The organism is Methylobacterium sp. JK268 (genome assembly GCF_054052225.1).
In genome coordinates, this window is sequence record NZ_JBSVZN010000004.1 from 165810 (window position 1) to 192480 (window position 26671).

At 70.7% G+C, this 26671-nt stretch carries 19 protein-coding genes; 11 read left to right on the plus strand and 8 right to left on the minus strand.

The annotated features are described in order from the left end of the window. Positions 1-96: 96 nt before the first annotated feature. The 3 genes from ACW9J6_RS06340 to ACW9J6_RS06350 all read left to right on the plus strand — a co-directional run bounded on the left by ACW9J6_RS06340 (position 97) and on the right by ACW9J6_RS06350 (position 4048). Entirely contained in the window at positions 97-2337 is a 2241-nt protein-coding gene (locus tag ACW9J6_RS06340; protein ID WP_457115599.1) for a polysaccharide biosynthesis tyrosine autokinase, read from the plus strand. A gap of 79 nt (positions 2338-2416) precedes the next feature. Further along, positions 2417-3175 carry a hypothetical protein gene (locus tag ACW9J6_RS06345; RefSeq protein WP_457115600.1) on the plus strand — a complete coding sequence of 253 codons (759 nt, stop codon included), beginning with the start codon at positions 2417-2419 and terminating at the stop codon, positions 3173-3175. 99 nt (positions 3176-3274) lie between these two features. Further along, positions 3275-4048, plus strand: coding sequence for a metallophosphoesterase family protein (locus ACW9J6_RS06350; protein ID WP_457115601.1), 774 nt, complete (start codon positions 3275-3277; stop codon positions 4046-4048). 41 nt (positions 4049-4089) lie between these two features. On the opposite strand, the gene ACW9J6_RS06355 is transcribed toward ACW9J6_RS06350, so the two are convergent. Next, positions 4090-5238: a hypothetical protein gene (locus tag ACW9J6_RS06355; protein ID WP_457115602.1), complete on the minus strand. Its 1149-nt coding sequence runs from the start codon at positions 5236-5238 to the stop codon at positions 4090-4092. Between the two features lie 67 nt (positions 5239-5305). Continuing rightward, positions 5306-6433 carry a polysaccharide biosynthesis/export family protein gene (locus ACW9J6_RS06360; RefSeq protein ID WP_457115603.1) on the minus strand — a complete coding sequence of 376 codons (1128 nt, stop codon included), beginning with the start codon at positions 6431-6433 and terminating at the stop codon, positions 5306-5308. 333 nt (positions 6434-6766) lie between these two features. Here ACW9J6_RS06360 and ACW9J6_RS06365 point away from each other — a divergent pair, with 333 nt between their 5' ends. The 3 genes from ACW9J6_RS06365 (at position 6767) to ACW9J6_RS06375 (ending at position 9348) form a co-directional block, all read left to right on the plus strand. Beyond that, the gene (locus tag ACW9J6_RS06365; protein WP_457115604.1) at positions 6767-7075 is read left to right on the plus strand and encodes a hypothetical protein; all 309 of its coding nucleotides are present in this window, start codon (positions 6767-6769) and stop codon (positions 7073-7075) included. Between the two features lie 202 nt (positions 7076-7277). Beyond that, positions 7278-8522, plus strand: coding sequence for a polysaccharide biosynthesis/export family protein (locus ACW9J6_RS06370; protein WP_457115605.1), 1245 nt, complete (start codon positions 7278-7280; stop codon positions 8520-8522). 178 nt (positions 8523-8700) lie between these two features. After that, a complete protein-coding gene (locus tag ACW9J6_RS06375) occupies positions 8701-9348 on the plus strand; it encodes a transglutaminase-like cysteine peptidase (RefSeq protein ID WP_457115606.1) in 648 nt (215 codons plus the stop codon). Between the two features lie 31 nt (positions 9349-9379). Here the strand turns inward: ACW9J6_RS06375 and ACW9J6_RS06380 are convergent, their stop codons facing one another. Both ACW9J6_RS06380 and ACW9J6_RS06385 read right to left on the minus strand, forming a co-directional pair. Further along, positions 9380-10597 (minus strand): glycoside hydrolase family 5 protein, encoded by a 1218-nt coding sequence (locus ACW9J6_RS06380; RefSeq protein ID WP_457115607.1) that lies wholly within the window; start codon positions 10595-10597, stop codon positions 9380-9382. Beyond that, positions 10594-12003 (minus strand): O-antigen ligase family protein, encoded by a 1410-nt coding sequence (locus tag ACW9J6_RS06385; protein WP_457115608.1) that lies wholly within the window; start codon positions 12001-12003, stop codon positions 10594-10596. The genes ACW9J6_RS06380 and ACW9J6_RS06385 overlap by 4 nt, the downstream gene beginning before the upstream one ends. A 585-nt stretch (positions 12004-12588) precedes the next feature. On the opposite strand from ACW9J6_RS06385, the gene ACW9J6_RS06390 reads away from it, so the two are divergent. The 3 genes from ACW9J6_RS06390 to ACW9J6_RS06400 all read left to right on the plus strand — a co-directional run bounded on the left by ACW9J6_RS06390 (position 12589) and on the right by ACW9J6_RS06400 (position 16675). Then, positions 12589-14178 (plus strand): lipopolysaccharide biosynthesis protein, encoded by a 1590-nt coding sequence (locus ACW9J6_RS06390; protein WP_457115609.1) that lies wholly within the window; start codon positions 12589-12591, stop codon positions 14176-14178. Next, positions 14168-15337, plus strand: a complete 1170-nt coding sequence (locus tag ACW9J6_RS06395) for a glycosyltransferase family 4 protein (protein WP_457115610.1) — start codon at positions 14168-14170, stop codon at positions 15335-15337. The genes ACW9J6_RS06390 and ACW9J6_RS06395 overlap by 11 nt, the downstream gene beginning before the upstream one ends. Positions 15338-15517: 180 nt before the next feature. After that, a complete protein-coding gene (locus ACW9J6_RS06400) occupies positions 15518-16675 on the plus strand; it encodes an acyltransferase family protein (protein WP_457115611.1) in 1158 nt (385 codons plus the stop codon). 11 nt (positions 16676-16686) lie between these two features. On the opposite strand, the gene ACW9J6_RS06405 is transcribed toward ACW9J6_RS06400, so the two are convergent. The 4 genes from ACW9J6_RS06405 to ACW9J6_RS06420 all read right to left on the minus strand — a co-directional run bounded on the left by ACW9J6_RS06405 (position 16687) and on the right by ACW9J6_RS06420 (position 23067). Further along, positions 16687-17163 (minus strand): hypothetical protein, encoded by a 477-nt coding sequence (locus ACW9J6_RS06405; protein ID WP_457115612.1) that lies wholly within the window; start codon positions 17161-17163, stop codon positions 16687-16689. Continuing rightward, positions 17160-19121 carry an alginate lyase family protein gene (locus ACW9J6_RS06410; protein WP_457115613.1) on the minus strand — a complete coding sequence of 654 codons (1962 nt, stop codon included), beginning with the start codon at positions 19119-19121 and terminating at the stop codon, positions 17160-17162. Before ACW9J6_RS06410 ends, ACW9J6_RS06405 begins: the two co-directional genes overlap by 4 nt. Before the next feature lie 77 nt (positions 19122-19198). Continuing rightward, the gene (locus ACW9J6_RS06415) at positions 19199-20320 is read right to left on the minus strand and encodes a glycosyltransferase family 4 protein (RefSeq protein WP_457115614.1); all 1122 of its coding nucleotides are present in this window, start codon (positions 20318-20320) and stop codon (positions 19199-19201) included. Between the two features lie 575 nt (positions 20321-20895). Continuing rightward, positions 20896-23067, minus strand: coding sequence for an Ig-like domain-containing protein (locus ACW9J6_RS06420; RefSeq protein WP_457115615.1), 2172 nt, complete (start codon positions 23065-23067; stop codon positions 20896-20898). Between the two features lie 482 nt (positions 23068-23549). On the opposite strand from ACW9J6_RS06420, the gene ACW9J6_RS06425 reads away from it, so the two are divergent. Then, positions 23550-24848 carry an acyltransferase family protein gene (locus tag ACW9J6_RS06425; RefSeq protein ID WP_457115616.1) on the plus strand — a complete coding sequence of 433 codons (1299 nt, stop codon included), beginning with the start codon at positions 23550-23552 and terminating at the stop codon, positions 24846-24848. 161 nt (positions 24849-25009) lie between these two features. After that, positions 25010-26638 (plus strand): glucosamine inositolphosphorylceramide transferase family protein, encoded by a 1629-nt coding sequence (locus ACW9J6_RS06430; RefSeq protein WP_457115617.1) that lies wholly within the window; start codon positions 25010-25012, stop codon positions 26636-26638. The last annotated feature ends 33 nt before the right edge of the window (positions 26639-26671 follow it).

A 26671-nucleotide genomic window follows, 5' to 3' on the forward strand; every position in this document is an offset into this window, starting at 1 on the left:
GACCTGCGCCGCTTGCGCGGCGGAGGGTCCGCGGCATGCGTGGTTGTGATCGGGATCGTGCCGGGACGCGCTCGCGCCGGGCAGGAGGCAGGCGGGATGTTGAAGGTCGTTGATCAAGCAGCCCTGATCGCGGAGGAGCCGGCGGCGCGGTCGGTGCCGAAGCTCGGTCTCGCGGACATGGTCGCCATCGCGCGGCGCCGCTGGCCCGTCATCCTCGGCGCCATGGCGATCGGCTTCGCCCTCGCCTGCGGCTACGCGTTCACGGCGACGCCGAGCTACACGGCCTCGGCCAAGGTGATGATCGGCACGAAGAAGAGCAACCTTCTAAGCAAGCAGGAATTCGTCACCGAGTCACAGGTCGACGCCGGAACGGTCGAGAGCCAGGTCGAGATCCTGAAGTCCGAGAGCGTGGCGCGATCGGTCATTCGCGACCAGAACCTGCTCAGCGATCCCGAGTTCGTCGGCTCCGACGAGCCGTCCTTGCTCGGATCGCTGGTCTCGCTGATCAGCTTCGGCGGCCAAGCGACGATGCGGGCGCAGGAGGACGTCGAGCGCGACGCCATTCAGGCCTTCGTGCAGCGCGTCACCGCCAAGCGGCTCGGCCTCACCTACGTGATCCAGGTCGACTTCCGATCCAGGAGCGCGGAGAAGTCGGCCCGCCTCGCGAACGCGATCGCGGACGCCTACATGGTCGGCGAGCTGGAGGCGAAGTACCAGGCGACGCGCCGGGCCGGGCGCTGGCTTCAGGAGCGGCTCACGGAACTGAAGGCGCAGGCGACGAAGTCCGACCTCGCCGTGCAAGCCTTCAAGAGCCAGAACAACATCGTCGATACCAGCCGCGGCCTGATGAGCGAGCAGCAGCTCGCCGACGTGAACAGCCAGCTGATCCAGGCGCGGGCCGTGACGGCGGAGGCGAAGGCGCGGCTGGACCGCGTGCGCCAGATCAGCAGCGGCGACCTGCCCGACGCCACCGTCGCCGACGCCCTGCGCAACGACGTCATCAATCGCGCCCGCGCGCAGTACCTCGACGCCGCGCGGCGCGAGGCGGATTGGTCCGCGAAGTACGGCGCCGACCACGCGGCGGCCGTCAACCTGCGCATGCAGATGGCCGAGTTGAAGCGGTCGATCGGCGACGAGGTCCGCCGCATCGCGCAGACGTACGACAGCGACTACCAGATCGCGCGCGCGCGCGAGCAGTCGCTCGAGACCAGCCTCGAGAAGCTGGTCCAGCAGGCGGGAACGACGAGCCAGGCGCAGGTCAAACTGCGCGATCTCGAGAGCTCCGCTCAGACCTACCGCAACATGTACGACAATTTCCTGCAGAAGTTCGAGGAAGCGACCCAGCAGCAGACCTTCCCGATCAGCGACGCGCGGGTGATCACGGCCGCGACCGAACCGTCGGGCAAGTCGTCGCCGAAGCCGACGCTGATTGTCCCGGCCGGCGCCATCGCGGGTCTGATGCTCGGCCTGATGGCCGCGGTCGGGCTCGAACTCGTCGGCAGCGCCTTCCGGACGCCCGCGGACGTCAAGCAGTTCGTGGGGTCCGAGTGCATCGGCATCCTCCCGAGCATCCCGGTGAACGCCGTGCCGCGCCGCTCCCCGCCCGGGCCCGGCCAGATCGCCCAGGGCGCGAGCAACCGCCTCCGCTACGTCGTGGACGAGCCGTTCTCGCGCTACACGGAGGTTCTGCGCAACGTGAAGGTCGCCGTCGACACCGCCCGCCTGACGCGGGAGGTGCGCGTCATCGGCCTCGTGTCCTCCCTCCCCAAGGAGGGGAAGACGACCGTCGCCGCGAACCTCGCGGAACTCGTCGCGCAGACGGGGCACGCCACGCTGCTGATCGACGCGGACCTGCGGAACCCGACCCTGACGCGGCACCTCGCGCCCGCGGCGAGCGCGGGCATCGTCGAGGCGCTGCGCGGCGGCGGCGGCGTTGCCGAGGCGATCCACCGCGACGCGGAGACCGGGCTGCACTTCCTGCCCGCCGTGGTGCCGAACCGCATCGCCAACACCGCCGAGCTGCTCGCCTCCGATCGAATGGCCGAGATCCTGACGAAGGCCCGCGACGCCTACGAGTACATCTTCGTCGACTTCGCTCCCCTGATGGCGGTGGTCGACGCCAAGGCCGCCGCGCACCTGATCGACGGCTTCATCTACATCCTGGAGTGGGACAAGACCTCGCGGCAGGCGGTCCAGGAAGCCCTGGCCGATGCCGGCATGGTCCACGAGCGGATGCTCGGCGTGCTGCTCAACAACGCCAATGCCAGCGCGCTCAAGCGCATGGAGTACTACAAGGGCCGGTACTACAGCAGCTACTATCAGAGCGGGGCGGCGTGACGCGGAGGCTGGCGGCGCCCCGGGACGCGGCCGTCGCCCGCATTCCGTCGGGCCGCACTGGAGCGACCTGACGCGACCCATGCGCCCCACCGCCCAAGGCCGCCCGGTCCTGCGTGTCCTGTGGACGCTTCTGGCGGCCGCCGGGGTCGCCTGCGGCCTCGCCGACCTGCGGCTCCTCGGCGCCTCACCCGACGCGCCGGAGATCGCGGAGGCGATCATCCGCGGAGCCCGCCTCGACGCGGGCGGGCTGGGCGCCCTCGCCGACCGCCTCGACCGCGGCGACGGCCCCTGCCAGCTCCGCCGCATGCGCCACTGGCTGATCATCCGCTCGCGGCTGGCCGGGGAGCGTCTCGACAGCGGCGACCTCGACGCGATCGACGCGGCCTGGGCCGACGTCGATGCCCGCGCGGACGCCATCCTCGCCTGTTTCCCGCGGGACGGGATGGGGTGGCTGTCGAAAGCCTGGGTCGCGCTGCAGCGCGGGGGCCCGAGCGAGGCCGCGTTCCGGGCCCTGCGCAACTCCTACGCGTTCGCGCCCCACGAGGGCTGGCTCGGCGTGCGGCGCAACCGCCTCGTCCTCCTGCGCTACGGCGTCCTGCCGGCGGATCTCCGGGAGCGCGCGCTGCGCGAATTCGCGGACCTGCTCGCGTCGCGCTTCGTCGACGAATGCGTGTCGACCTTCCTGCAGGCGGACCCGCCCCTGCGCACCCTCCTGCTCGGAACCCTGGACCCCGTGCCGACGATCTGGAAGACGAAGTTCCAGCAGGGACTGCAACTCGCCGAAGTCGAGGTCGAGATCACCGGGGTGCCCGTGAAGCCGCCCCGGCCCTGGCGCTGAGCCCCGTCCGGCGGTCCGCGCACCGGCCGGAACGGATCCTGCTCGGCGGAGAGCGGCGAGTCCCACGACGAGACAGGTTCACGACCCATGAGGCGTGCGGTGCGAGGATTGACCGGGTGGCTGCAGCGGCGGGCAGCCGCGGACCGACCCGCCGGACGTCAGCCCTCGACCCCGCCCGGGATCCGGATCTACGTCGTGGGCGACGTCCACGGCCGCTGCGACCTCCTCGACGACGTGCTGATCCGGGTCGCGGCGCATACCCGAGCCAATCCGGGTCCCGAGAGCCTTCTCGTGCTCATGGGCGATTACGTGGACCGAGGCCCGCACTCGGCGAGCGTGCTGGCGCGGCTGGCGCGGCTGAGGGACACGCGCAACGTGGTGGCGCTGATGGGCAACCACGAGGCGATGATGCTCTCGGGCCTCGGGAGTGTCGACCGTCTGGCGGACTGGGTTCGCAACGGCGGTCAGGAGACCCTGCTCTCCTACGGGCTCGACCCCACGCTCCGCCTCGGCGACGCCGCGCAGGGCCGCGCCTTCCTGGACGAGGCGATCCGGACGATCCCGGCGGACCACCTGGGATGCCTGCGCGCCCTGAGGCCGTGCTTCGCGCTGGGCGACTACTTCTTCGCCCATGCGGGCGTCAGGCCCGGCCGCGGCCTCGATCAGCAGCGATGCGAGGACCTGCTCTGGATCCGGGAGCCGTTCCTGTCCTCGTCCGCGGATTTCGGGGCGGTCGTCGTGCACGGGCACAATCCCGTCCCGCGGCCGGATATCCGCGACAACCGCATCAACGTCGATACCGGCGCCTACATCACGGGCCGGCTCACCTGCCTGATCCTTCAGGGGACCGACCGGCAGGTGCTCGGCGGCTGACCGCGGCGAGGGCTGGCACCGGGGCCGACCCGGATCCCCGATCAGTAGGCGCCCTTCCCGGCGGCCGGGCTCCCGGCCCGCAGGCGAAAGTTCTTCCTGTCCGGATCGACGAAACCAGGATCGGCGAAGGCGTCACCGGGGCCGAGCGTCATCGACCAGTTGTTGAACAGGTGGGTGGCCTTGTCGCGGAGCCAGTAGACGTTGCCGGAGTAGTAGCCGCCCGGCCGCTTGAACACGCTGTCCCCCGCGTTGAGGGCGACGACGTTGTCCTCGACGCGGAAGGCGTCCGGGGCCGGATCCGCGTCGAGGTAGAACACGCCCATCGCCTTGGGCCCGGCGGCCGTGGCCACGATGGTGTTGCGCCGCAGCCTGACGCTGCGGAACGTCGCCGCGTAGGCGCCGCCGCCGTTGTGCGGGTTGAAGAAGGGCTTGTCGTGCAGGTTCAGCGCGACGTTGAAGGCGATGTCGACGTCCTGGATCGCATCGCCGCGCGCGCCGCCCGCCTCCATGAACCCGACGCTGTCCTCGCACCAATTGTGATGGATGCGCGCCGCGCTCACCGCGCCGAACAATTCGATGCAGCCGCCATCCTCGCCGTAATCGTCGCTGGGGGCGGCGTTCGCGACGAAGCGATTGTGGTCGATCTCGTGACCGTCTCCCGACAGCAGGATGCCGTTGGCCCCGTAATCGTCGTCGGGACTCACGCTCCTCGGCGTGACCTTCACCATGGAGAGGTCGTGGATGAAGCTGCCGGTGACCCGGCCGCGCGAGCCCATCAGGCCGATCCCGATGCCCACGCGGGCGATCTCGACGCCACGGACCGTCACGCCCACCGTGCCCTTCGGGGCGGAGACCCCGTAGCGGTTGGTGTCCGAGATCGTGATGCCGTCCACCACCGTGTGGGAGCCGACCGTGAGGGCGTCGGTGTAGAGGGCCGGACCGCCCGTGATCCGGCCGCCCCCGGTGACCGTCACGGGGCGCTCCGCCGTCCCCGCCGCGGCCATGACGACCGGTCCCTCGATCACGGTGCCCTTCGGGACCACGAGCCGCGTGCCGGGCGGGTAGGGCTTGGCGAGATCGGAGGCGGTCCGGACGGTGACCGGCGGCCCGGCCCCGGCCCGCGCGCCGCCCGAGCCCGGGAGGAACGCTCCGGTCAGCGCGGCGACGGCGAGAAGGTGCCGGCGCCTCATCGGCCCTCCCGCGGGCGAGGACGCGCGGTCCCGGCCGGAGGCCGGGTCGGCCATGCCGCCGACCCGCTCAGCGCGCCACCGCCGTCACGTCGGCGGCCGGCAGGGTGAAGCTGCGGAAGATCAGGCTCAGCTTCGAGATGTCGGAGGCCGGATGCTCGGCCACGTAGATGATGTCCTTGTGGCGCACGTAGAGGTCGTTGGCCAGGAAGATGCCTCCCGCCTTGGTCCAGTTCGCCCGGTAGATCGTCGGGATGCTGGTGCCCTGGTAGGCCGCGGTATCGACGCCCATGGCGGCGAGGGCGGTTGGTGTCTCGTAGCGCAGGACGTAGATGGCGCCCGCGTCGGAGCGCAGGCCGTCGAGGCCGCCGGCCTTCGCGATCGCCTCGGCGAGCGTCTCGTTGTCGTTGTCGAAGGCGAACCGCCGGTTGTTGGTCCCTCCGATCGAGCCGGGCGAGGGCGTCGACCCCAGCACCATGAAGATCCGCTGCTCGCGGGAGACGTAGATCACGTCGCCGGGCAGCACCGCGACGTTCTGGGCGGGGTCGCGGACGATCGCGGAGAGCGAGGCCTGCCCGGTGCTGCGCCCGCGCTGGATGGTCACGACCGTCTCGTAGGCCGGATTGCGCGGCCCGCCCGCGCGGGCGACCGCCCCCAGCACCTTCAGCGTGCCGGGATCGAGCGGGAAGCGCGCGGGCTGGTTGACCTCACCGATCACGCTGACCTCGTTGCCCCGGCGCTCGACGAGGGAGACGACGACCTGCGGCTCGATCGCCCGGTTGCGCAGCTTCTGCACGATCTCGTCGGAGACCTCCTGCGCCGAGCGGCCGGCGGCGCGGATGGTCCCGGCATACGGGATGACGATGTTCCCGGCCCCGTCCACCTGCTGGTTGGGAACCTGGATGAAGTTGCCCGACCGCGAGCCCGCCTCGTTGGGGATGAACAATCCGCCCGCCTGCGCCTCGAAGATGGTGGCGGACACGATGTCCCCGAGCCCGATCTGCCCGCCGCGCGAACCGCCCCGGCCCAGGAAGCCGCCCGGGAACACGGGGTTCTTGGCGAGCGTGACCCGGTTGGCGACCTCGACCGTCCGCGCGCCGAGATCCACCAGCGCGTAGCTCACGGTGGGCGCCGGCTCCGCCACCACCACGTCGGCGAGGTCCTCGACGCTCGTCCGCGCCGGACCATCCTTGGGCACGAATTGACAAGCACCAAGAAAGGTCAGGAGCAGAACTGCTACGAACCGCATCCGATCCCCCATGAGACGCGTTTGGGGCGACGCTCTCGGCGTCTCCTCCACAACAGGCTGCGGCTATGGCGCAGTTCGCACTTTGACGAAAGCAGCATCCTCCGTAAAACGCGCAAAAAGAGTTGCGAAGGATGGTTTATCGACCAATTTCCCACTGCTCCGTCTCGTCGATGTCACACATGCTGCGACCAAATGGGGCTGTTGGAAGTGACATTTCGGTGGTTGCAAAGTGCGTCTGCGTGAACCAGCCTGCCGTGCAGGAGGCCTGAAATGAGAGCTGCTGTGCTGATCACGGCGTTTGTGCTGAGTTTACAACCAGCCATTGATATTGCCCGAGCGGCTGAGCCCGCGCGAAGCGTCCCGCCCGACCTGCGTGCGGGGCCGGGGGCGCGGGCGCCCGGCTGGGAGGTCGCCTCGGCGCCCGGCGCGATCGTGCTGCCGCCCTGCGGCAACGGCATCCCGCTGCTGCTGCGGTGCACGCCCCGCGTGCAAGTCACGATGGATCCCCGGGACGTCGACCTGCTGAACAGGGTCGCGGTCGCGCCGCGGCCGCGGTCGCGCCCCTACATCCAGACCTTCTCCTGGGATTGATCCGCTCATCCCCGGACCTGAACGGGATTGCGGCGGCCGCGGCCGATCGGCCCCGCGTCTCGGCCGAGGGGGCGCGGAATGCTCCCGCGCCGTCGACACGATGCGGCTGGAGCGCGGTGAGCGGCGCCGATGCGGCGCGCCCGCGCACCGGCCCCTCCCCTGCGGGCGGTCCCGGAAGAGCCGCGCCGAACGAGAGAGATCCATGAAGCGTCTGATCACCGCCATCTGGCTGTCGGCGGCCCTCGTCGCGCCCGCGCGCCTCCGGGCGGAGGAGTACCGCCTCCAGGTCGGCGACACGCTGGAACTGTCGGTGGCGGGCCTCGCGCTGCAGCGGCGCATGACGATCGACGTCGACGGCCGGATCTCGCTGCCCCTCGTGGGCGAGGTCGAGGCCGGCGGGCGAACGGTCTCCGAACTCGCCGACTACGTGCGGCGCGAGATGCCGACGAAGTACCTGAATGTCCGCACGGCCGAGGGCAAGGACCAGATGACCGTGATCGAGGGCCAGGAGATCTCGATCTACGTCGCGGAATACGTGCCCGTCTACGTCAACGGCGACGTCAGCCGCCCGGGCGATCAGAGGTTCCGGCCCGGAATGACGGTGCGCCAGGCGATCTCGCTGGCCGGCGGCATCGACGTGATGCGGTTCCGGGTCGACAACCCGGGCTTGGTGACGATGGACTTCGAGGACGAGCTGCGGACCAAGTGGATGGACTGGGAGCGGTTCCGGACCCGCCAGAGCTTCTTCCTGCGCGCGCTCAACCGGCCGGCGGCGGCGGGCCCCGCTTTCGCCCTCAAGTCGCCGCTGCCGCAGGCGGCGCGGGACCAGATCGCGCGGATCGAGACCGATCAGCTCCGGGCCGGCGTCGACAAGTTCGACCAGGAGAGGGCGGGGATCGAGCAGAAGATCGCGCTCCTCGACGGCGGCATCAAGACCCTCGCCGACCTGAAGAAGACCGACGACGAGAACCTGAAGCTCGACAGTTCGGAAGCGTCGCGGATCAACGACCTGTTCAGCAAGGGCACCCTCCCGGCCAACCGGGTCGCGGACGCGCGCCGGCTGGTGCTGCTGTCGGCGACGAGCTCGCTCCAGGTCGGCGTGCAGCTCGAGAATGCCCGCCGGGACCGCGCCAACGCGAAGGCGGATCTGGACAAGCTCATCAACGAGCGCAACGAGAAGCTGCTGGCCGATCTGCAGGACGCCACCGACTCGCTCGCGAAGGCCCAGTCCCGCATCGACGCGCTGACCCAGAAGATGGTCTACACGAGCGCGCTGCGGTCCCAGCTGCTCGGGTCCGGGATCAGCACGCCGCGCGTCAAGATCGTGCGCCGGGTCACGGGCGCCCCGCAGGTGACCGCCGCCGACCTCGACGCAATCCTCAGCCCCGGGGACGTCGTCGAGGTGCGGCTCGACATCATGCCCACCGGGCGGACCGCCGAGAACTGAGCGCCCGCGGCCCGGGACGCAGCCTCGGCGACACCCCAGTTCGGCCGGCATCCCGCCATAGGGTGGTCTTCAACAGCCCTTAACGGCTCGCCGACTAGACATGGGCAGGCGCGTCGCGCGCGCCCGGCCCTCGCGGCCGGCGGGCGGCCGCCGCGCGGTCGCGCGGAGTCGGGACGGAATGGTGCTCGCAGCAACGATTCGGGTCGGTGCCGCCGCAGCCCTCGCCGCTCCCCTCTGCCTCTCCCCGGCCGGTCCCGCGCGGGCGGGCAAGGCGGGCCTGCCGGGGGCGGTCATCCCGGACGGGCCGGCCGCACTCGCGCCCTTCGCCTATCTGCGCTTCTGCCAGAGATCTCCCGGGGACTGCGCCGCGTCGCAGCCGGCCGCCCGCGTCGAGCTCACGCCGGAGCGGATGCGGGAACTCGCGGCGGTCAACCGGGCGGTCAACGGCCGCATCGCGCCCCGGGCGCAACTCTCGGACGCGGAGGCGTGGTCGCTCACCGGCCGGCGCGGCAACTGCAACACCTTCGCGCTGCAGAAGCGCCACGAACTGCGCGAGCGGGGCTGGCCCCTCGGGGCCCTGTCGCTCGCCGTCGTGAGCACGCAAGCAGGGGTCGGGCACCTCGTGCTCGTCGTGCGGGGAACGACCGGCGACCTCGTCCTCGACAATTTGCGCGAGGACATCCGGAGCTGGAGCATTGCGGACTACCGCTGGCACAAGATCCAGGCGGCCGGCCAGCCGGAGAACTGGGTCGAGATCCCCTCGCGTCCCGGGGATTTCGGGCCGCGGCGGCCGCGCGCCCAGGTCGCCGACGCGCTGGCGGAGTGATCCGCGATCCGCGAGATTGGGGCGGACGCGCTCAGCGCGGCTCGCCCGTCAGGCCCAGGGCGACCAGCACGTCGGCTTCGAGCGGGGGCTCGTAGGCCCAGTAGGCCCAGGGGAAGCCGCGCGCCTCGGCCGCGCTCCGCACGGCCCTCAGCCAGGCGAGCCGGTCCGCCTCGACCGCCTCGACCTTCGCGACGCGCCACACCCCGCCGAACTCGCCGAGCATCACCCGATCGGCGGGGATTCCGTGGCGTCGCGCCCAATCGGCCACCTCCCCGAAGCGCCGTCCGATCAGGTCGGCGTCGCTCGGGGTCGCCATGTAGTCGCGGATCAGCTTGCGCGTCGCGTCCCGCGCCGTGTCCCCGGCGGCGGCCGGCAGGGCCGGGTCGGCCGCGATGCGCGCCGCGGCCGCCTCGAGGAGCGCGCCGGCCTCTTCGGGGCGCGGCGGCCAGTGGAGACCCTTGACGAAGCGCGCGCCCTCGCCCGGTACGCCCTGATGGGTGAAGGTGTGCGGGTCATAGTAGTGGAACGTATAGAGGACGTTGCTCGCCCGGAAGGGCGACGGGTCGAGGCCGACCAGCGCGTCGATCGAACTCCACTGCGCTCCGGTCAGGACGAGCGCGAGGTCGGGGGAGCCCCGCCGCGCCGCCTCGTGCAGGCGCTCCATCATGGGCTGCCAGCGCGCGACATCCGATGTCCGCTCGAGGCGCGGCTCGTTCATGAGTTCGAGGGCGACGCGGTCGTGCGGCAGCACGGTCAGGGCGGCCGCGAGGCGGCCGGCCGCCCGCGCGTAGGCGTCGAACAGCCCGGCGCCCTCGGGGGCGACCAGCCGATCCGGGGCGAGGCGCGGGTTGACGCCCACCGGGTGCAGGTCGACCACGACGGCGAGGCCCGCGCCGAGGAGGCGGCGCGCCGTCTCGACGACCCGCTGCTCGACGGCGTCGCGCCGCTCCCCGTCGGTCGCGATCAGGATGCTCGGATCGACCGTCAGCCGGACGAAGTCGAAGCCCGCCCGCGCCAGGGCCGCGAGCGCCGCGTCCTCGACCTGGAAGCGCGGGCTCGCGAAGGGCGGCCACGCGTAGGTCACCTCGTCGCCGCGGCGCACCACCTCCGGCCAGTTCAGGAGGTCGTGCATGTTCATGCCCCGGCGCAGCCGCGGCGCCGGCGGCGCCGCGGCCCGGCCCGGCTGGTCGACAGCCAGGACGGCGAGCCCGGCGATCACCGCGCGGCGCGTCGCGGTGCCCCGTCTCATTCCGTCTCGGCTCCGACGGGACCGCGCGGGGCGCGCAGCGCCAGCGCCCCCCGGGCGGTGGCGGCGCGCCCGGACGCCCGGACCGCCGCGCCGCCGGGCACGCGGCGGTCCAGCCGCTCGCCCTGGAGCACGGTGAACAGGGCGCAGAACGTGACGGCGCCCTGGAAGCCCGTGCAGTCGAACGGCGTCGACTCGGTGATGCCCATGAACAGGGCCGCCAGCACGATCAGGAACACGATCTCCAGGGCGGCGCGGTCGGCGGAGGGCGGCCGCGACACGATCGCCCCGCCCACACGCGCCAGCCCCACGGCGACGGGTGCGAAGAAGGCGAGCGTGCCGACGAGCCCGAGATCCAGCAGGCTCGTCAGGTACATGTTCTCGGGACCGACGATCGCCTGCTTGGTGTAGCTCTCGACGAAGGCGAGGAAGGCCGGTCCCCCGAAGGTCTGGTAGCCGTGGCCGAGCAGCGGGGCCGACTGGATGTAGTCGACCGAGATCGCCCAGATCTCGGTGCGCCCGGTCAGCGTCAGGTCGCGGCCGAGGAGGCCGAAGACCTGGTCGGCGAAGACCGTGACGACCGCCGCCCCCGCGGCCAGGCCGATCACGGCCGCCAGCAGCGTGACCCCCGCCCCCATGCCCTGCGCGATGCGCACCAGCGCGAGACCGCAGAACATCGTCAGGCACCCGATCAGGGAGGTGGCGGATCCGGAGAACCCCAGGCAGGCGACGGCGCAGAGCCAAGCCACCATCCGGTAGAGCCACGGCGCCTTCAGGAGATGCCCGTACACCAGCAGGGTGACGGTCCCGTAGGCGGCCCACGGCCCGAGCCCGTTCTTGTGGCTGAACACGCCGCGCCAGCGACCCACATGCGACGCCTGGACGACTTCCTGGCCGGTATGGGTTCCGATCGACGGAACCAGGACGGCGAGGAGGGTGCTGACGATCACGACCCCGGCGATGAGGTGCAGCAGCAGGTTCGCCGTGGTCTCGCGGCCGAGCCGCCGGATGACGACCGGCAGGGCGACGGACAGGGCCGTCAGGACGAGGGCGGCGCGCAGCACCTCCTTGATCTCGTCGGCCCAGAGGCAGGAGACCAGCGCCAGCACGATGTACGGCGCCAGCGAGCGCGGGAATGCCTCGCGCACGGCCTGCAGCCCCGCGCTCGCGAACACGACGAGGACGACGGCGGCGCACACGGCGACGCGGACGTAGACGAGGATCGCGCCGATCGGGTCGTCGATGTTCGGATCGTTCAGGCGGTTGAAGAAGACGTCCCGGCCGATGGCCGCGTAGGCCATCAGGAGCATGAGGAACAGGAGGCTCAGCGCGAAGCGCTCCGACGGGGCGGCGAGGCCGTCGACGCCCGCCCTCCCCGTCCCTCCCCGTCGCTTCGACGCTGCGTCCATGTCGACCTTCGGATTGGGACGAACCGGCTCGGCGCGGGCGGGCCCGGCGACGCCCCCGGGATCACCCGGACGCCCCATCCCCCGGGACGTGCGGTCTCGCCATCGTGGTAGGAATGCAGTCTTAGTGGGTTCCGTCCCGCGACTCAACAGAGCGCGGCCGGGAGGGCGGCGGCAAGGCCCCGCGCGCGCCGCGAGCCGCGAGGGCGAAGCGGGCTCGCGGGGCCGATCAGGCCCGCGTTCCGGGGCCGTTCCCGGCGGAGAGCCGGACCGCGACGGGGTGCGATGGTCGGATCGAAGCCGCCGCGACAGTCGATGGGCGGTCCTTGCTGCCGCCGACCCTGCGGCAGTCCCATTCCCGTCGAGCCGATCACGTCGCGATGTCGAGACGACATTGCCCTCGCTCTAGGGACCGTGATGGTCGGATATTTAATGTATATCTCCCCAAAACATCTATCGTTTTTCCTGGCGAGACTTCCACAGAGCGCGTATAGAGCGCGTCAGACAACAGCGCCGCCTTCTCTGAGAACCGACCCAGGTTGAAGGTGTTCCGGCGACGCAGCGACACGCAGTCCAGGACGAGGTCAGATGGGGGCACAAGGCCAGCGCGGCGACGAGAGCCGTCGGCATCATCCGGTGCACCCCGACCCCGGCGGAACCGCAGCGGCGCTGGCAGAGGATGCGGCGCCGAGGCCGCCCGATGACGCGGCGCGCGGCGGCGCGCGGGCGCGGCACCGCCTCGGCGTCGGGGTGTGGGCGGGCGGCCAGTTCCTCCAGCAGGTGCTCACGCTCCTGACGGGCATCCTGATCGCCCGGACGCTCGGCTCGTCGGATTACGGCATCGTCAACATCCTGCGGAATCTGGGGGTGCTGGCCGTCACGCTGACGCCGCTCGGCCTCGACATCGCTCTCCTCAAGTATCTGGGCCGGCACGCGATCGACGAGCCGGGCGTGGCGGCCGTCGTGCGGCAGCTGCGCCTCCTCGTCCTCGGGCTCAACGTCGCGATCGTCGCCCTGCTCGCGCTGGGGGGCGCCGGCCTCGTCGAGCGCTGGCTCTACCCGCTGCCGAACTTCCGTCACCTCCTGCTCATCACGGCGCTCGGGCTGCCCTTCTCCGCCGACCTGGTGGTGATGGGCGCCGTGGCGCGGGCCCGCGGCGAGATCGCCTCCTACGCGCTCCTGACGCTCTACCTGCAATCCGTGCTGCGGGTCGGACTGGTGGTCCTGGCCGCGCTCTACGCGCCCTACGTGACCGCCATCGTCTGGATCAACACCGCTCAGGTCGCGGTGAGCGGGCTCGCCATCCAGGCGCGGGAGTGGCTCGCGCGTCGCGGCGACGGGTTGGCGGTCGCCGGTTCGCGGGGCGGGGACGTCCGGGCGATCCTGTCCGAGTCGGTCCTGATGGGCCTCAACGTGTTCATCTACGCGTCGATGCGCTTCGTCGACGTCCTGACGCTGGGGCTCTACGCAACGCCCAAGACCGTCGGCGAGTACGGCGCCCTCAACACCGTCTCCCAACTCGTTCACCTCTATCCTTTCGCCGCCAGCCTGACGCTCGGTCCCCAGGTCTCGCGGCACTACCACGCGGGCGACCTCGCGGGCGTCCGCAGGGCGCTCGACGACTACCTGCGGTTCGCCTCCATCGTCGCCGGCTTCGTGTTCGGCGGCATCGCGGTGTTCGGGGATCGGCTGGACCTGCTGTTCGGGGCGAGCTTCCACTTCCGCTCCGACGTCGCGTTCCTGCTGCCGCTCGGGTACCTGCTCAGCGCGACGCTGGCGCCGACCGGCTACGCCCTCTCGATGACCGGGCGCCACAAGGCCGAACTCGTGATCCTCGCCTCCGGGGGCGTGCTGCTGGTGGTCCTGTGCAACCTGCTCGTGCCGGCGCTCGAGCAGGTCGGGGCCGCCACCGCGGTCGTCATCACCTTCACGATGATCAACGTGGTGCGCTTCGCCTGGGTCGCGCGGGCGCTCGGCTTCGTTCCGGGCCGTCCGGCCGACATCCTGCCGCCGCTGGTCGCCCTCGCGCTCGCTTCCGCGGCGCGGCGCGCCGTCGACATGATCGGGGAGCGCTCGCTCCTCCTCACCATCGCGGCCTGCCTGCTCTACGCGGCGGCCTTCTCGGCAGCCTATCTGCCGGCCCTGCGCCGGCGCTGGAGGGGTCCGCTTGCGACCTGATCCCGAGCCACGGCGGCGCCGCGTCGCGCTGTTCGCGCCGCACTTCGCCGAGTACGCCACCCGCCTCGCGCTGGCGCTGGCGGCCCGATCCGACGTCCTGCTCGTGGCCGAGCGGGCGAACCTGCGCAGCGAGTGCCGGGACGAACTCGTGGCGGAGGCGCGCGCCGCGCTGCGGCTCGTCACCTACGACGCCCACAGCCGTCTCGGCCGCCTCGCGGCCCGCGCGCGCGTCCCGCTCGCGATCACCGGCTTCCGGCCGGACGTGCTCCACGTGCAGGAACAGCCCGACGCGCTCACCGCCCGCATCGTCGGATGGCTCGGGCGCCGGACGCCGGTCCTCCTCACGGTGCACGATCCGCGCCCGCATAGCGGGCGCGACGCGGCCTATGCGCGGCGCCAGGACGCGCATCGGCAGCGGGTGCGCGGGGCGGCCAGCGCCTTCCACGTCCACGGCGACCATTGCCGGCGCGAGCTGGCCGCGGCCCTCGCGGACGACCGGCCCATCGTCAGCACGCTGCACGGCGCGATCCTCCGCCCCGTCCCGGGCGAGGCGCGCGCGCCGGAGGCGGGACGCGTCCTGTTCTTCGGGCGCATGGAGGCCTACAAGGGCCTGGAGACCCTGCTGGACGCGGCCGACGCGCTCGCCCGCCGGAACGTTCCTGCCCGGATCGTGGTGGCCGGCCGGGGCCCGGAGCTGGACCGGCTGCGGCCGCGCCTGACGGCCCATCCCGAAATCGAGATCATCGACAAGTTCCTCACGCCCGCGGAGGCCACCGCGCAGTTCCAGCGCGCCGAGGTCGTCGTCGCCCCCTATCGCGACGCGACCCAGAGCGGGGTCGTCGCGGCCGCCGTCGGGAACGACCGGGCCGTCGTGGCGACCGCCGTGGGCGGACTGATCGACTCGGTCCGCGACGGCCATAGCGGATTGCTGGTCCCCCCGGACCGGCCCGACCTCCTGGCCGACGCGCTCGCCCGCCTGATCGCGGATCGCGCCCTCTGCGCGCGCCTCGGGGCGGGGGCGCGGGCGGAGGCGGCCGGACGCTTCGCGTGGTCGACGGTCGCGGACGAGATCCTGCGGGCCTACCCGCCGCCGCGCGGCGGTCACGGTGGCCGCCGCGGGCTGAGCCCCGAAAAGTCGCGGCACGGTCGACGCCCTTGACGATCGCGCGATGACCTCGTTAATCAGCTGGCCTCACGAAAGCAACGCCCGATCGCACTGTCATTCGGCGCCGCTCGATCTGATTGTTTTGGACGCATTTTCTACGCTGAACCGGCATCCACTTCAGCAGGAAATGCCCGAAGCCTCATGATGTCTTCACTCGCAATCGGGGAGCACCACATGCGCGAGACCATCGCCTCCGCAGCGGCGTCCCCGGCTGGCTCCAGCGGCCAGATCGAGTCGATCCAGTACGGGCGCGCGCTCGCAGCTTTGGGCGTCTTCCTGTTCCACATGGACATCCTGATCACGCAGAGGATCGGGCGCACCGCCGCGTCGGGAACGATGTTCGGCGGCTCGACCGGCGTCGAGTTCTTCTTCGTCATCAGCGGCTTCATCATCCTCCATGTCCATCGGCGAGACCTCGATCATCCTCAGGCGATCTTCGATTTTCTGGCGAAGAGGTGTGTCCGGCTGTTTCCGATATACTGGCTCGTCGTTATCCCCCTGGGCCTCCTCATGTTCCGGTTCCGCGGCTTTGGAATCGCTGTCGATATCGATTTGTCGAAATTTCTCCGCGACGTTTTCTTGATACCGCGCGAAGGTGCCCGGATCCTGCAGCCGTCCTGGACGCTGCAGCACGAACTCGTCTTCTACATTCTCTTCTCTACGCTGATCCTGAACGTCAGAATCGGGATTGTTGTCATGATTGTCTGGCAAGGCGCCTGTGCGATCGTGGCGCTGAACGAACTGATCCCGGTCGGCTACCAGAACATGCAGCCGCTGTCGCGCTTCGTCGGGCACGAGAACTTCGGCTTCGCGCTGGGGATGCTCACGGCGCTGGCCCATGCGCGGTTCTTCGGTCGCTATCCGGGATGGTTCAGGGCGATCGGGAGCATTGGCGCGATCGGACTCGTCGCCTGTCTCGTCCTCCAGGGATACCGCGGCGGGGTGGTTCTGCCGAACGCGGCGGCCGAGACCCTCCTGTTCCTGGTGCTCTACGCGATGGTGATCTGCGGGCTGCTGTCCGCCCGCCCCCGAGGAGCCGGATCGCTCGCCCGCGCCCTCGGCGTCGTCGGGGCCTCGTCCTACGTTCTCTATCTGATCCACGAGCCGCTCTCGTCCGCCGTTCTCACGGTCCTCGGCGCGAGCCCGCTGCGCGGCTCCGTCGGCGCGCCTACGGCTGCGGCGATCGTCGTCGTCGTCGTGGTCGCGGCGTCGATCGCCGTCCACGTCTGCGTCGAGGCTCCGCTGCTCGAACGATGCCGCGCGGCGGTTCTCCGGGGCCGGCATCGCCCCGCGCAGGCCCCGTCGCGTCCTGATCCGGCCGCCGCTCGATGAAGCCGCGCGGATCAGGGGTGGGCTGGCCCCCCGGGGCTCCTGCGCAGGGTCCAGGTTTCGGGCGAACCGGCCCGCGTCACGGTCATCGTGTCGTCGCCGAGCAGGGCGAGGTAGCGGTCCCGCCCGACCTCGAAGATCACCATCGGGCCGGTGACGTCGATGATCGCCACCGGGTCCCACTGGAAGGGCAGCGCCGGATCGAGATTCGCCGCGAGAGCGTCCGCGTCGAAGGTGAAGCGGCGCCCATCCCCGGCCCAGACCCCCGCGAGGAGCGCCCGCGCCCTCCCGGCATCCGGGCTCACGCTGCGAAAGCCGGACGCCCCACCGCCCTGCGCGAGGCAAGGCGCGGGGGACAGGGACGGCAGGGTCCACGGGACGAGGAGCGCGGCGAGACGCGCGAGATCGCGTCCCCGCCGGCGGCGCGGATGCGTGGTGCGAAGGTCCTCCTGCGCCGCGCCGCCGCTGCGACCGGGTCCGGCGCCGCTCACGGCACCGCCGGCGCGAGCACGAGGCGGGTGCGGATGCCGGACGCGCCCATGCTGCCGCGCCAGACGAGCCGCGGCGCCGCGATCTTCTGCCCGAAGGCCGGCGACACCCAGCCGCCGGCCGCGTCCGCGCCGCCCGCCGCGACGGACACCTCGCCGGGAGCCTCGATCGCGAGGGTGAGGATCGGAGCCCCGTTGCGCTCCGCGCGCCACGACGTCCCCTCCCGGATGAGGCTGATCGCGGGCGCGAACTGGAACACGATCTCGGCGGCGACCGCCTGCCGCGGCGCCGGGTCGAGCCGGTCGGTGATGGACAGTCCCTCCGGCCGGGCCTCGACCAGGCGGAGGTGATCCGTGCCGAACCGGCCGCGGTAGCCGTCGTGCCGCCCGAGCACGGACCAGTTCGGCCCCGGCCGGGCGTGATCGAGCGCGGCGCGGGCCTTGTGCGACCAGTTGAACGGCCCGGAGATCGTGCTCTGGTCCGCCCCGCCGAGCGTCACGGTGTTGTGCGCCCGCGTGCCCCGGAACCAGTCCCGCCAGCGGCCCCCGGAATGGTACAGGTAGGTGCCGGGATCGACGAGGACCGGCGCCCCGTCGACCGACAGGATAAGTGCGTTGGCGTCGGCGTGCCCGTGCGCCGCGATGGCGAGGTAGCCCAGCGGCCCGTGGTCGAGCACGACGGTCAGGTCGCGGCCCGCCCGCACCTCGCGGACCACCGTGAGCCCGCCGGCCGGGAACGTGGTGAGGCCCTGCGGGGCCGTGCCGCCCCGGCCCCTCGCGCCGAAGACGGCGTCGCGCAGTTCGGGGTACGGCGCGGCCGGGCCGAGACCGGGCTGGCCGAGGAAGCCGCCGATCGCCGCCGCGACCGAGGCCGGGTAGGCGTCCTCCCGCGCATGGGCGAGGGTCACGACCCGCCCCTCGTCGTCGTCGCCGATGGCCGGCACGGTCCCGTCCGGACTCGCGAGCGTCAGGACGAAGCGGGCGAAGGCGGCCAGCCGCTCGTCCACCGCGCCCGCGAGCGGATGCCCGCTCCTCCGGGCCGTCGCCGCCGCGAGCAGGAGCATCTCGGCCGTGAAGGCCCCGTAGGTGGGGGATTGCTCGGCCGGAGCCCCATCGGCGAGGATCTGGAGCCCCGCCTCGCGTTCGAGGACGGCGCGCGACGCCGCCCGCACCGCGCCGCTCGCGCTGAGTTCGGGCATCGCGGTCGCGATCAGGAATTCGGCCGTCGCCTCCGCGACGAGGTGGTTGTTGGCCGAGCTGAAGCCGGACGGGTAGCGGCGCAGCCAGTAGAGATGGGCCGCGAGCATCGCGCGGATCCGCGCGCCCGACCCGGCCGAGAGCGCCTCCCCGCACAGGCTCGCCACCACGAGGAGCGAGACCGCCCGCATGGCGAGCTCGATGCCCGAATTCCACGCGATCCCGCGGAAGGGCGGGTTGGCACCGTGCCAGCTCGCGATGGCCGCCTCGAGCGCGGCGAGCGCCGCCGCGTCGCCGTGAAGGGCGACGGCCGCGGCGAGCGGCTGGAGGTGCTGCAGGCGGTTGAACTCCCAGACATACTTCACGTCGCCGAGGTTGCGCTCGTGCCGATAGGCGATGTCGAAGCAGAAGCGCTCGGCGCCGGGCCACGCGCGGCTCGTCACCGGGTCGAGCCGCCAGACGCCGGGGGGGAAGAGCGCGTCGGGATCCCGCTCGGGCCAGGCGACGCCGAGCGCCGCGAAGCGCCCGGCCTTCAGGGCCGCCGCAGCGGCGGCCACCGCCGCCGCGAGATCCGGCGTCGCGTGGCGCAGCACCGCGTCCCGCAATCCCGGCAGGACCGGGAGCGGCCCCTCCCCCACCGCGAAGGCGGACCAGCCGAAGGTGCGGCGGCGGGAGAGCGCCCGCTTGCCCTGCTCCATCACCCGGTGGGCGATCTCGGCGGCGCTCATGCTCGCGAGTCGCCGCGCGTACCAAGCGATGGACATGGAGGGTGCCTGGGTTGGGCGCCCGTCCGCGAACGGGAACGGCGCCGGGTGCGGGTGGAGGGACCGGGCCGTGGCGCTCAGCGGCGCGCCATCGCGGCGGCTCGGCGCCAGGTCTCGACGAGCGTCGCCGCGTAGCGGGTGAGTTCCAGCCTGTCCTCGAACACGCGCCGCGCCCCCGCCCCGAGCCGGCGGCGCAAGGCCTCGTCGCAGAGCAGGCCGTCGAGGGCGGCGGCGAGGCCCTCCACGTCGCCCGGCGCGACGAGAAGACCGGTCTGCCCATCCTCGACGATGTCCGGGATCGCGCCGACCGGCGTGCAGACGACCGGGCGTCCGCGGGCGAAGGCCTCGACCACGGAGAGGGGCAGATTCTCGTCGTAGGAGGGCAGAACCACGATGTCGCTGTCGGCGAGGAGCTCCTCGTAGGTCGTCCCCGAGACCCAGCCCGGCACCGCCACGCGGTCGGCCAGGCCGAGGGCCTCCACGGCGCGCCGCGTCCGCTCCACCTCGCCGTCGCCGGCCAGGGTCGCGCGCCAATTCCGCTGCGGGAGCCGCGCGAGCGCGGCGGCGAGGTCGAGCACGCCCTTGCGCTCGCCGAGGCGCCCGGCGAACAGGATGTGGAGCGGCCGTCCCTCCGGCCTGTCCGCGACGCCCGGATCGCGCGTCGAGGAGGGCAGGATCACCGTCGGTACGGACGGGACGCGCCCGGCGATGTAGTCCCGCCACACGCTCCCCAGCACCAGGACGGCCGCGCTGCCGGCGAACATCCCGGTGATGGCGCGGCTCAGGGGCGCGGGCGCCCCGTCCCAGAACTGGCGGTAGCGCGAGCCGTGCAGGTGCAGCACGTAGGGAAGACCCAGCAGCCGGCAGAACCCGCTCACGATCAGCTTGCGATAAGTGCTGCCGCGCTGGGAGAGATTGATGTGCACGGCGTCGATCCCGCCGACGAAGCGGCGGCGCGCGAGGCCGGCCAGCAGGCGGGCGATCAGCAGCGGCGACGCCGCGTGGGACCCCTGGCCCCGGGTCGTCATGAACACGGCCTCGACATGCGCGAACTGGGGCAGCCGAAGGGCGGATCGCATCTCGTCCATCTGGCGGTCGATCCCGCCGCGCCCCCCCTGCCCGAGCGGCGTCACGACCACGACGCGGAGGCGGTCCGGCGCGGTCCGGGGCCGGGCATCCTGCATCGCTCTGTCCGCCATGGCCGATGTCCTCCTCCGCCCCGATCCATCGCCCCGCGTTCATCCGCAAGAACGAGCGCGACGCCGTGAAGAACCATCGCCCTACCGCGCTGTTAGCAGTTTATAGGGACACCAAAAATGAAAATCAGCGCCGCCCAACCATCATTCCACCAACAAAGTTATCCAGCATATAGGATACATATATTGAAATATTCAGAGATGTGTTGGAACAAAGGCGTTGGATTGATCGACCTCATCGGTCAATTTGACTCAACCCGGCAGCGTTGAACGGAGATCGACGAGGCCGACGGCTGAGATCAAGATCCGCGACTCGTCTCTCGGAGCGGATCGCGCGGCTGGCTTTCGGCGAGATCCGGCCCGCGAGCACTTCGGGGAGGTCGAGGCCTGTCGCACGCGCGTCGCGCCGCGACCTCCCGCGGCCTTGCGGCAGCCGGAGGCGTTGGGCGCGAGCGCCGCGCCCTGCGCCACGCAGATGGGACCCGCCGGCGGTCGCGGGGACCTGGGATCCCACTGGAGCGGTCAGCGCCTCGCCCACGCGGAACTCTGCACGATCGCGGAATCGCGCGGCGATCACCTCACAACCTGAAATCCGAAGCGCTCAAGCTGGTGCCGTTCACGAGGAACTGGAAATCCGCGACCCTGTCCCCGTTCACGTCCCCCGACACGAGGAGATTGCCGCCCGTCACCCTGGCATAGTGCAGCTCGCCCGCCCGGCCGTCGAACCCGCCCGTCCCGAACCACCGGAAGGCCTGGTCACCCGCGACCAGGCTGTTGGCGTCGATCGCCCGCAGGTCGATCCTGTCGCCCTCCGCCGCCGAGAAATCCCCGATCACGTCCATCGCCGAGGCCGGGCCGAAATCGGAGAGCGCCTGGAACGCGAACGTGTCCGCTCCGCTTCCCCCGTACAGCGTGTCGCTGCCCGCCCCGCCGATCAGCGTGTCGTCGCCGGCGCCGCCCGACAGGTAATCGTTCCCGTTCCCCCCATCCAGCCGGTCCGCCCCTGCGTTCCCGCGCAGGCTGTCATCGCCGTCGAGGCCGTACAGCCGGTTGGCGGCGTCGTTGCCGGTCAGCGTGTTCGGGAGATCGTTGCCCGTCCCGTCGATCGACGACGCGCCGAGAAGAGTGAGGCTCCGCACGTTCGGCTGCAGGTCGTAGCTGGCGGTGGCGTCCACGTTGCTCTTGCCGGTGATCACCGCACCGCCGGCCGGGGACCTCGAGCTGCTCAGGGCGAGGCTCAGGGAACTTCCGCCACCGGCATGCCCGGCCACGTCGGTGTAGCTCCCGGCCGCGACCGCGACCGTGTCGGAACCCCGGTCTCCAACCGGCGCCGTGTAGCGCGCGGTGTAGGACGTCCCGCTCACCGCCCTCAGGTCGCTGAGCGTGCCGTACCGCGCCGAGATGTCGGCGGCGTCGAACCCGGTCACGGTCTCGCTGAAGGTGAACGTGATGGTCGCGGTCCGTCCGGCCGCCAGGTCCGCGCGATCGGACGTCTCCCGGACCGAGGGTCCGATCGTGTCCCGCGGATGCCGCCGCGGATCGGGATCGCCGGGCGGCAACGAGGACCGCGATGCCGCAAGACCCACCGGGGTCACGCTGGTCAGCGTCGCTCCAGCCCCGCCCGACTGCGCCGCGACCCGCGCGACGATCGAGGACCCGGACGGTCCCTGGAGCGTGCCCCAGCGTTCGTCACGGCCCAGCGCCATGCCCCAGTTGGTGTAGAGATGCGTCGTCGAGGACGGCTTGTAAAAGACGTTACCGCTGTGATAGTCGCCAGTCTGTTTGAAAAACGAACTTCCAGTGTTGAGATAAAGTACGTTGTTCTTGAACTTCACTCCAGACGTGTTGGCAGCCGAATCGAACATCACGCTCGCCGATTGACCGGGCCTGTTGTTCTCCTCGACAACCGTGTTGTGCGACACGTCGAAGCTCGAGAAGCTGCTGGCGAAGGCGCCGCCGCCGTTGTGCAGCGTCAGGAAGTTCCCGTTGTTCAAGCTGACATTGTTGACGATCGAGATGTTCGACAGACTGCTCTTGATGCCGCCAGCCTCGATGAAGCCCTCGCTGTTCTCAACCCAGTTGTCGTGAATCCGGATGTTGCTCAGCGTCCCGAACAGCTCGATGCCGCCGCCGTCCTGACCGTAATCGTAGCTCGGCGCCTTCGCGTTCACGATCTTCGTGAACGACACTTCGTTGTTGCTGTTGCCGATCATCACACCGATGGCGCCGTAATCGTCATTCAACACGTTCGCCGTGTTCTTCACCATCGTCAGATCGTGGAAGTCGCTGTGCGTCACGAGGTTGTCGGTGCCGTTCAGCATCACCCCCTCGCCGACGTGGGTCGCCTCCACGTTCCGGATCGTCACGTGGCTCGACGTCCGCGTCACGTTGATCCCCGCCTGACCCGCATCCGCCAGCTTCAGACCGTCGATCACCACGTGCTGCGCGTTCGCGACCTGGATCGCGTCCGAGTAGCCCGCCGCCGTGTTGCCGATCACCGCCGCCGGGCCGCTCCCGTAGGTCGTGAACGTGATCGGCGCCGACGCCGTGCCCGATGCCGTGATCGTCAGCGCGCCCCCGTTGCTCGCCGACGCGGCGCAGGACGTGCCGGCCTTGAACGCCACGGTGTCGCCCGGCCGCAGCGCGAGCTTGTTCACCGCCGCCAGGCTCGCCAGCGGCGCGCTCGCCGACACGCCGCTGTTGCGATCGCTCGCGGCCGAGGAAGACGAATCAACGTAGTAAATGGTCATGTCGGAGTCTCTTGATCAAATACTCATTTGACATCTTGCGACACACCATCGCCCTACGTCATCGTGAGTGTCGCCCAACGGAAGTAACCGGCCGTCGATCCTCGGCTGAAGAGCATCGCGCCTCGATGCATTTCGACGTAACGCAATCCTTCGTCTATATTTTCCTCCATTTCAGTCTATCCTCGTCCTCATAAACACTAATATGGTTAAAATATGATTAACATGATCACAGCCCACCGGACCGATCTGCCCCAACACGCTCGGCAACGTCGCGCGTCGGCTCCGCCGCAGCGATGGACTTGAGATGCAGAATGCACCGGGGATCGATGCGGCCGATCGGACGTTCGCCGCGCCCTGGCCGCCGTCGAGCCGCACCATCGACCAGACGATTCTGAGCGGAGGCCGTCGCCCGTCTCGGCGCGACCGGCAGAGCGGCCTCGGCCGAGAGCGATGTCGCGAGATCGACTGCGCCGTCACGATCGATGGCGGCGCGCATCATCAGTGGACGCAATCGAGCGACTGTGAGAAAGCATCAAAACCGGCAACGTGGTCAATCCAGACCGCGTCACCGCACCTCATCGATCGCGGAACAGGTCGTGCTCAGAAACAAACGAACGAGACCATCGCGGCCCCTTGTCGCAACAACACTGCATACGCTGTCTCTCGGCCCGGACCATGTTCCAGCGCGGACTGGACATATTCCTTCTCTCGACGGAATTCGAGCCTGCAGCATCGGCATCGTGATGTTGTCTCACTTCGTTAACAATAAACTATTCCCGGGCGGACTCGGCGTCAATGTGTTTTTCGTCATCAGTGGATTCTTGATCACTCGATTGCTATTTGCCGAGTACAAACAAAACGAAGGTATCGATTTACGGAATTTCTATGCGCGCCGCGCGCTTCGCCTCTACCCCGTCATCATCGTGTATACCGTTTTCGCGGTGGGGCTGTCATACGTCGTCGGGCGCAGGATCAATCTGACAGAACCTGCGTCAGCGCTGTTTTATTTTGCGAATTACTATTATTCCTATCTCGATCTAATAGGTCAGCGCGGCGGCACCATGCCGTTCGCGATCTTCTGGTCCCTCTCGATCGAGGAGCATTTCTACCTGATCTTTCCGATTATTCTGATCGTGACGACGAGCAATATCAGCAAGTTGATCTCGCTGCTCGCGTCGGTGATCGTGGCCGTGCTCATCGGGCGGGTCGTGACGGCCTGGCTGCGGCCCGATCTGCTGGACAGCTACGTCTTCTACTACCAGACACAATTTCGGGTCGACAGTCTCGCGGTCGGCGTCCTGCTCGCAGCCCTGTGCGAGGTGCCGTCGCGGGGCGCGATGATCCGGGTGCTCACCCGCCCCTGGCTCGCGGCCGGGTCGCTGGTCGCCGTGATCGCCTGCCTGACACTGCGCGATCCCTGGTTCAGGGAGACGATCCGCTACACCGTCCTGTCGTTGGCGATCATGGTCCTGATCGTCAACGTCGTGTTCAGCGAACGATACCGACCGATCAACCTCGTCCTCAACAGCCGGCCGATGATCCTGATGGGACGTCTCAGTTACTCCCTCTACGTGTGGCATCTGATCGTGCCGGACATCCTGTCTGCGATGGGGGTCACGGGTCCGAAGTACGTGCAGGCCCCGGCCGAGATCGTGATGAGCTTCCTGGTCGCAGCGGCGTCCTACTACGGCGTCGAGAAACCTTGCCTGTCGTTCCGCCACCGGTTCGGCTCGAGAGCCAGCGATCCGAGCCCCCGCTTGCGCGTGGCCAAGGGCGGCTGACGGAGTCGCCCGACGCGGTGCGGGCAGCCGCGGAAGGGCGACGTCGCCGTCGGACCCGGAGCGCGGTCGACCGCGGCCGCACGGGGACCAAGCCACGATGCGCGGGGGCGGACGATCGGCCCCTCGACCGGATCCAGTCAGCAGCGGGACCAAACGGAGCGATGAGGATACAGATCATCCTTGACGTGGACGCCGCCTTCGCGTGGCACTCGCAGCTCGCGGCGAGGCTGCGCGGGGCGGGCCATCAGGTCGCCGTCGCGGCGGTGGGCGGACCGACCCACTGGCCCGCCTCCCTGAGGCTGCTCCTCGACCTGGAGCGCCTGGTGATCCGGCGGGCCCGTCGCCTCCGCTTGCACGCGCCCCTGCCGCCCGAGCTCCTGAGCAGCCGGCTCGACGGCCGACCGGATCTCGTCCTCGACCTGTCCAGCCGACCGGTGGCGGCGGCCGACGGGATCCGCCTGCTCTTCGACGGCCGGCCCGCTCCCGCCGCGGCGGTCTCGGCCCTCCTGGACGGGCGCCGGCCTCGCCTCGACCTCGTCGAGCGGGGACGGGTCCTGGGGTCGGCCCTCCCCGCCAACGAAGAGCCCGGCCTCCTCACCTCCGGCCTTGCCGCGAGCTTCGCCCGCTGCGTCGACCTGTGCCTGCGCGAGGTGGCGCGGCGGACGGATCCGCGGGCCTCACGCGACGACGCGGTGCCGGCGTCGCCGCCGTCCGCGCGGGAACGGCCCGCTCCGGGAGGCCCCCCGCGCTTCGCCTCGGACGCCGTCCGGTTCGGTGCGGCCCACCTCGCCGCGAAGCTGGGGCAGAGACTGACGCGCCTGCTCACCGGGCCGCTGACGTGGCGCATCGGGTACCGGCGGCTCGGCGGGCCCGGCATTCTCGAGACCGGCACCGTGCCGGAAACCGGGTATTCCTGGGTGCCGGACGACGGCCGGCGCTTCCTGGCCGATCCGTTCCTGATCGCGCATCGGGGGCGGACCTGGCTGTTCTGCGAGGAATTTCCCTACGCCACGCGGACCGGCATCATCTCGGCCTGCGAGATCGACGCCGACGGCGTCGCGGGGCCGATGCGGCCGGTGCTCGAGTCCGGAAGCCACCTGTCCTACCCCTTCGTCTTCGCGCAGGACGGCGAGGTCTGGATGATCCCCGAGAGCCTGGCGGCCGGCGAGGTGGTGCTCTACCGAGCGACCGCCTTCCCCTTCGGCTGGCAGCCCGAGCGCCGGCTGCTCGACGGCATCGCGGCGGCCGACGCGACGCCGATCCTGCACGAGGGCCGGCTCTGGCTGTTCGCCAGCCTGGTGGGCGAGCCCGGCGGGTCGAGCTGGGACGCCTTGGGCCTGTTCCACGCGCCGAACCTTGGCGCCGCCTTCTCGGCCCACCCGTTGAACCCCGTGCTGGTCGACGCCGCTGCCGCGAGGCCGGCGGGACGGATGTATCGGCAAGGGGGCCGCCTGATGAGGCTCGCGCAGGATTGCCGCGCCCGCTACGGCGCCGCGACGACGGTCGCGGTGATCGATCGCCTGGACCCCGAGGGCTACGCTCAGACCGTGACTCACCGCATCGCGCCGCCGTCCTCCTGGAACGCCGCCGGCCTGCACACGATCGACGTCGGCGGCGGCTACGAGGCGATCGACCTCCTCTCGCGCACCCTCCCCGTGTCGGAGGGCAGCGGCAGGGCCGCGATGCCCCGCCACCGCGGGGCGGGACGATCGGCACCGGCATCGACGCGTGCGCGGGCGCTTCAGTTCCGCGGCGATGTGGAAATGTCGGCGGATGGTCATGTCCGGTAGCCGTTCACGACCTCACCACCAGGATAGCGGGCC

Bases quoted from the DNA above. Each gene is read 5' to 3' on its own strand.
- ACW9J6_RS06380 (WP_457115607.1), bottom strand. From the start codon at position 10,597: ATGAGACGGGGCACCGCGACGCGCCGCGCGGTGATCGCCGGGCTCGCC.
- ACW9J6_RS06400 (WP_457115611.1), top strand. From the start codon at position 15,518: ATGCGCGAGACCATCGCCTCCGCAGCGGCGTCCCCGGCTGGCTCCAGC.
- ACW9J6_RS06345 (WP_457115600.1), top strand. From the start codon at position 2,417: ATGCGCCCCACCGCCCAAGGCCGCCCGGTCCTGCGTGTCCTGTGGACG.
- ACW9J6_RS06375 (WP_457115606.1), top strand. From the start codon at position 8,701: ATGGTGCTCGCAGCAACGATTCGGGTCGGTGCCGCCGCAGCCCTCGCC.
- ACW9J6_RS06390 (WP_457115609.1), top strand. From the start codon at position 12,589: ATGGGGGCACAAGGCCAGCGCGGCGACGAGAGCCGTCGGCATCATCCG.
- ACW9J6_RS06385 (WP_457115608.1), bottom strand. From the start codon at position 12,003: ATGGACGCAGCGTCGAAGCGACGGGGAGGGACGGGGAGGGCGGGCGTC.
- ACW9J6_RS06430 (WP_457115617.1), top strand. From the start codon at position 25,010: ATGAGGATACAGATCATCCTTGACGTGGACGCCGCCTTCGCGTGGCAC.
- ACW9J6_RS06355 (WP_457115602.1), bottom strand. From the start codon at position 5,238: ATGAGGCGCCGGCACCTTCTCGCCGTCGCCGCGCTGACCGGAGCGTTC.
- ACW9J6_RS06370 (WP_457115605.1), top strand. From the start codon at position 7,278: ATGAAGCGTCTGATCACCGCCATCTGGCTGTCGGCGGCCCTCGTCGCG.
- ACW9J6_RS06410 (WP_457115613.1), bottom strand. From the start codon at position 19,121: ATGTCCATCGCTTGGTACGCGCGGCGACTCGCGAGCATGAGCGCCGCC.
- ACW9J6_RS06425 (WP_457115616.1), top strand. From the start codon at position 23,550: ATGGCGGCGCGCATCATCAGTGGACGCAATCGAGCGACTGTGAGAAAG.
- ACW9J6_RS06420 (WP_457115615.1), bottom strand. From the start codon at position 23,067: ATGACCATTTACTACGTTGATTCGTCTTCCTCGGCCGCGAGCGATCGC.
- ACW9J6_RS06340 (WP_457115599.1), top strand. From the start codon at position 97: ATGTTGAAGGTCGTTGATCAAGCAGCCCTGATCGCGGAGGAGCCGGCG.
- ACW9J6_RS06415 (WP_457115614.1), bottom strand. From the start codon at position 20,320: ATGGCGGACAGAGCGATGCAGGATGCCCGGCCCCGGACCGCGCCGGAC.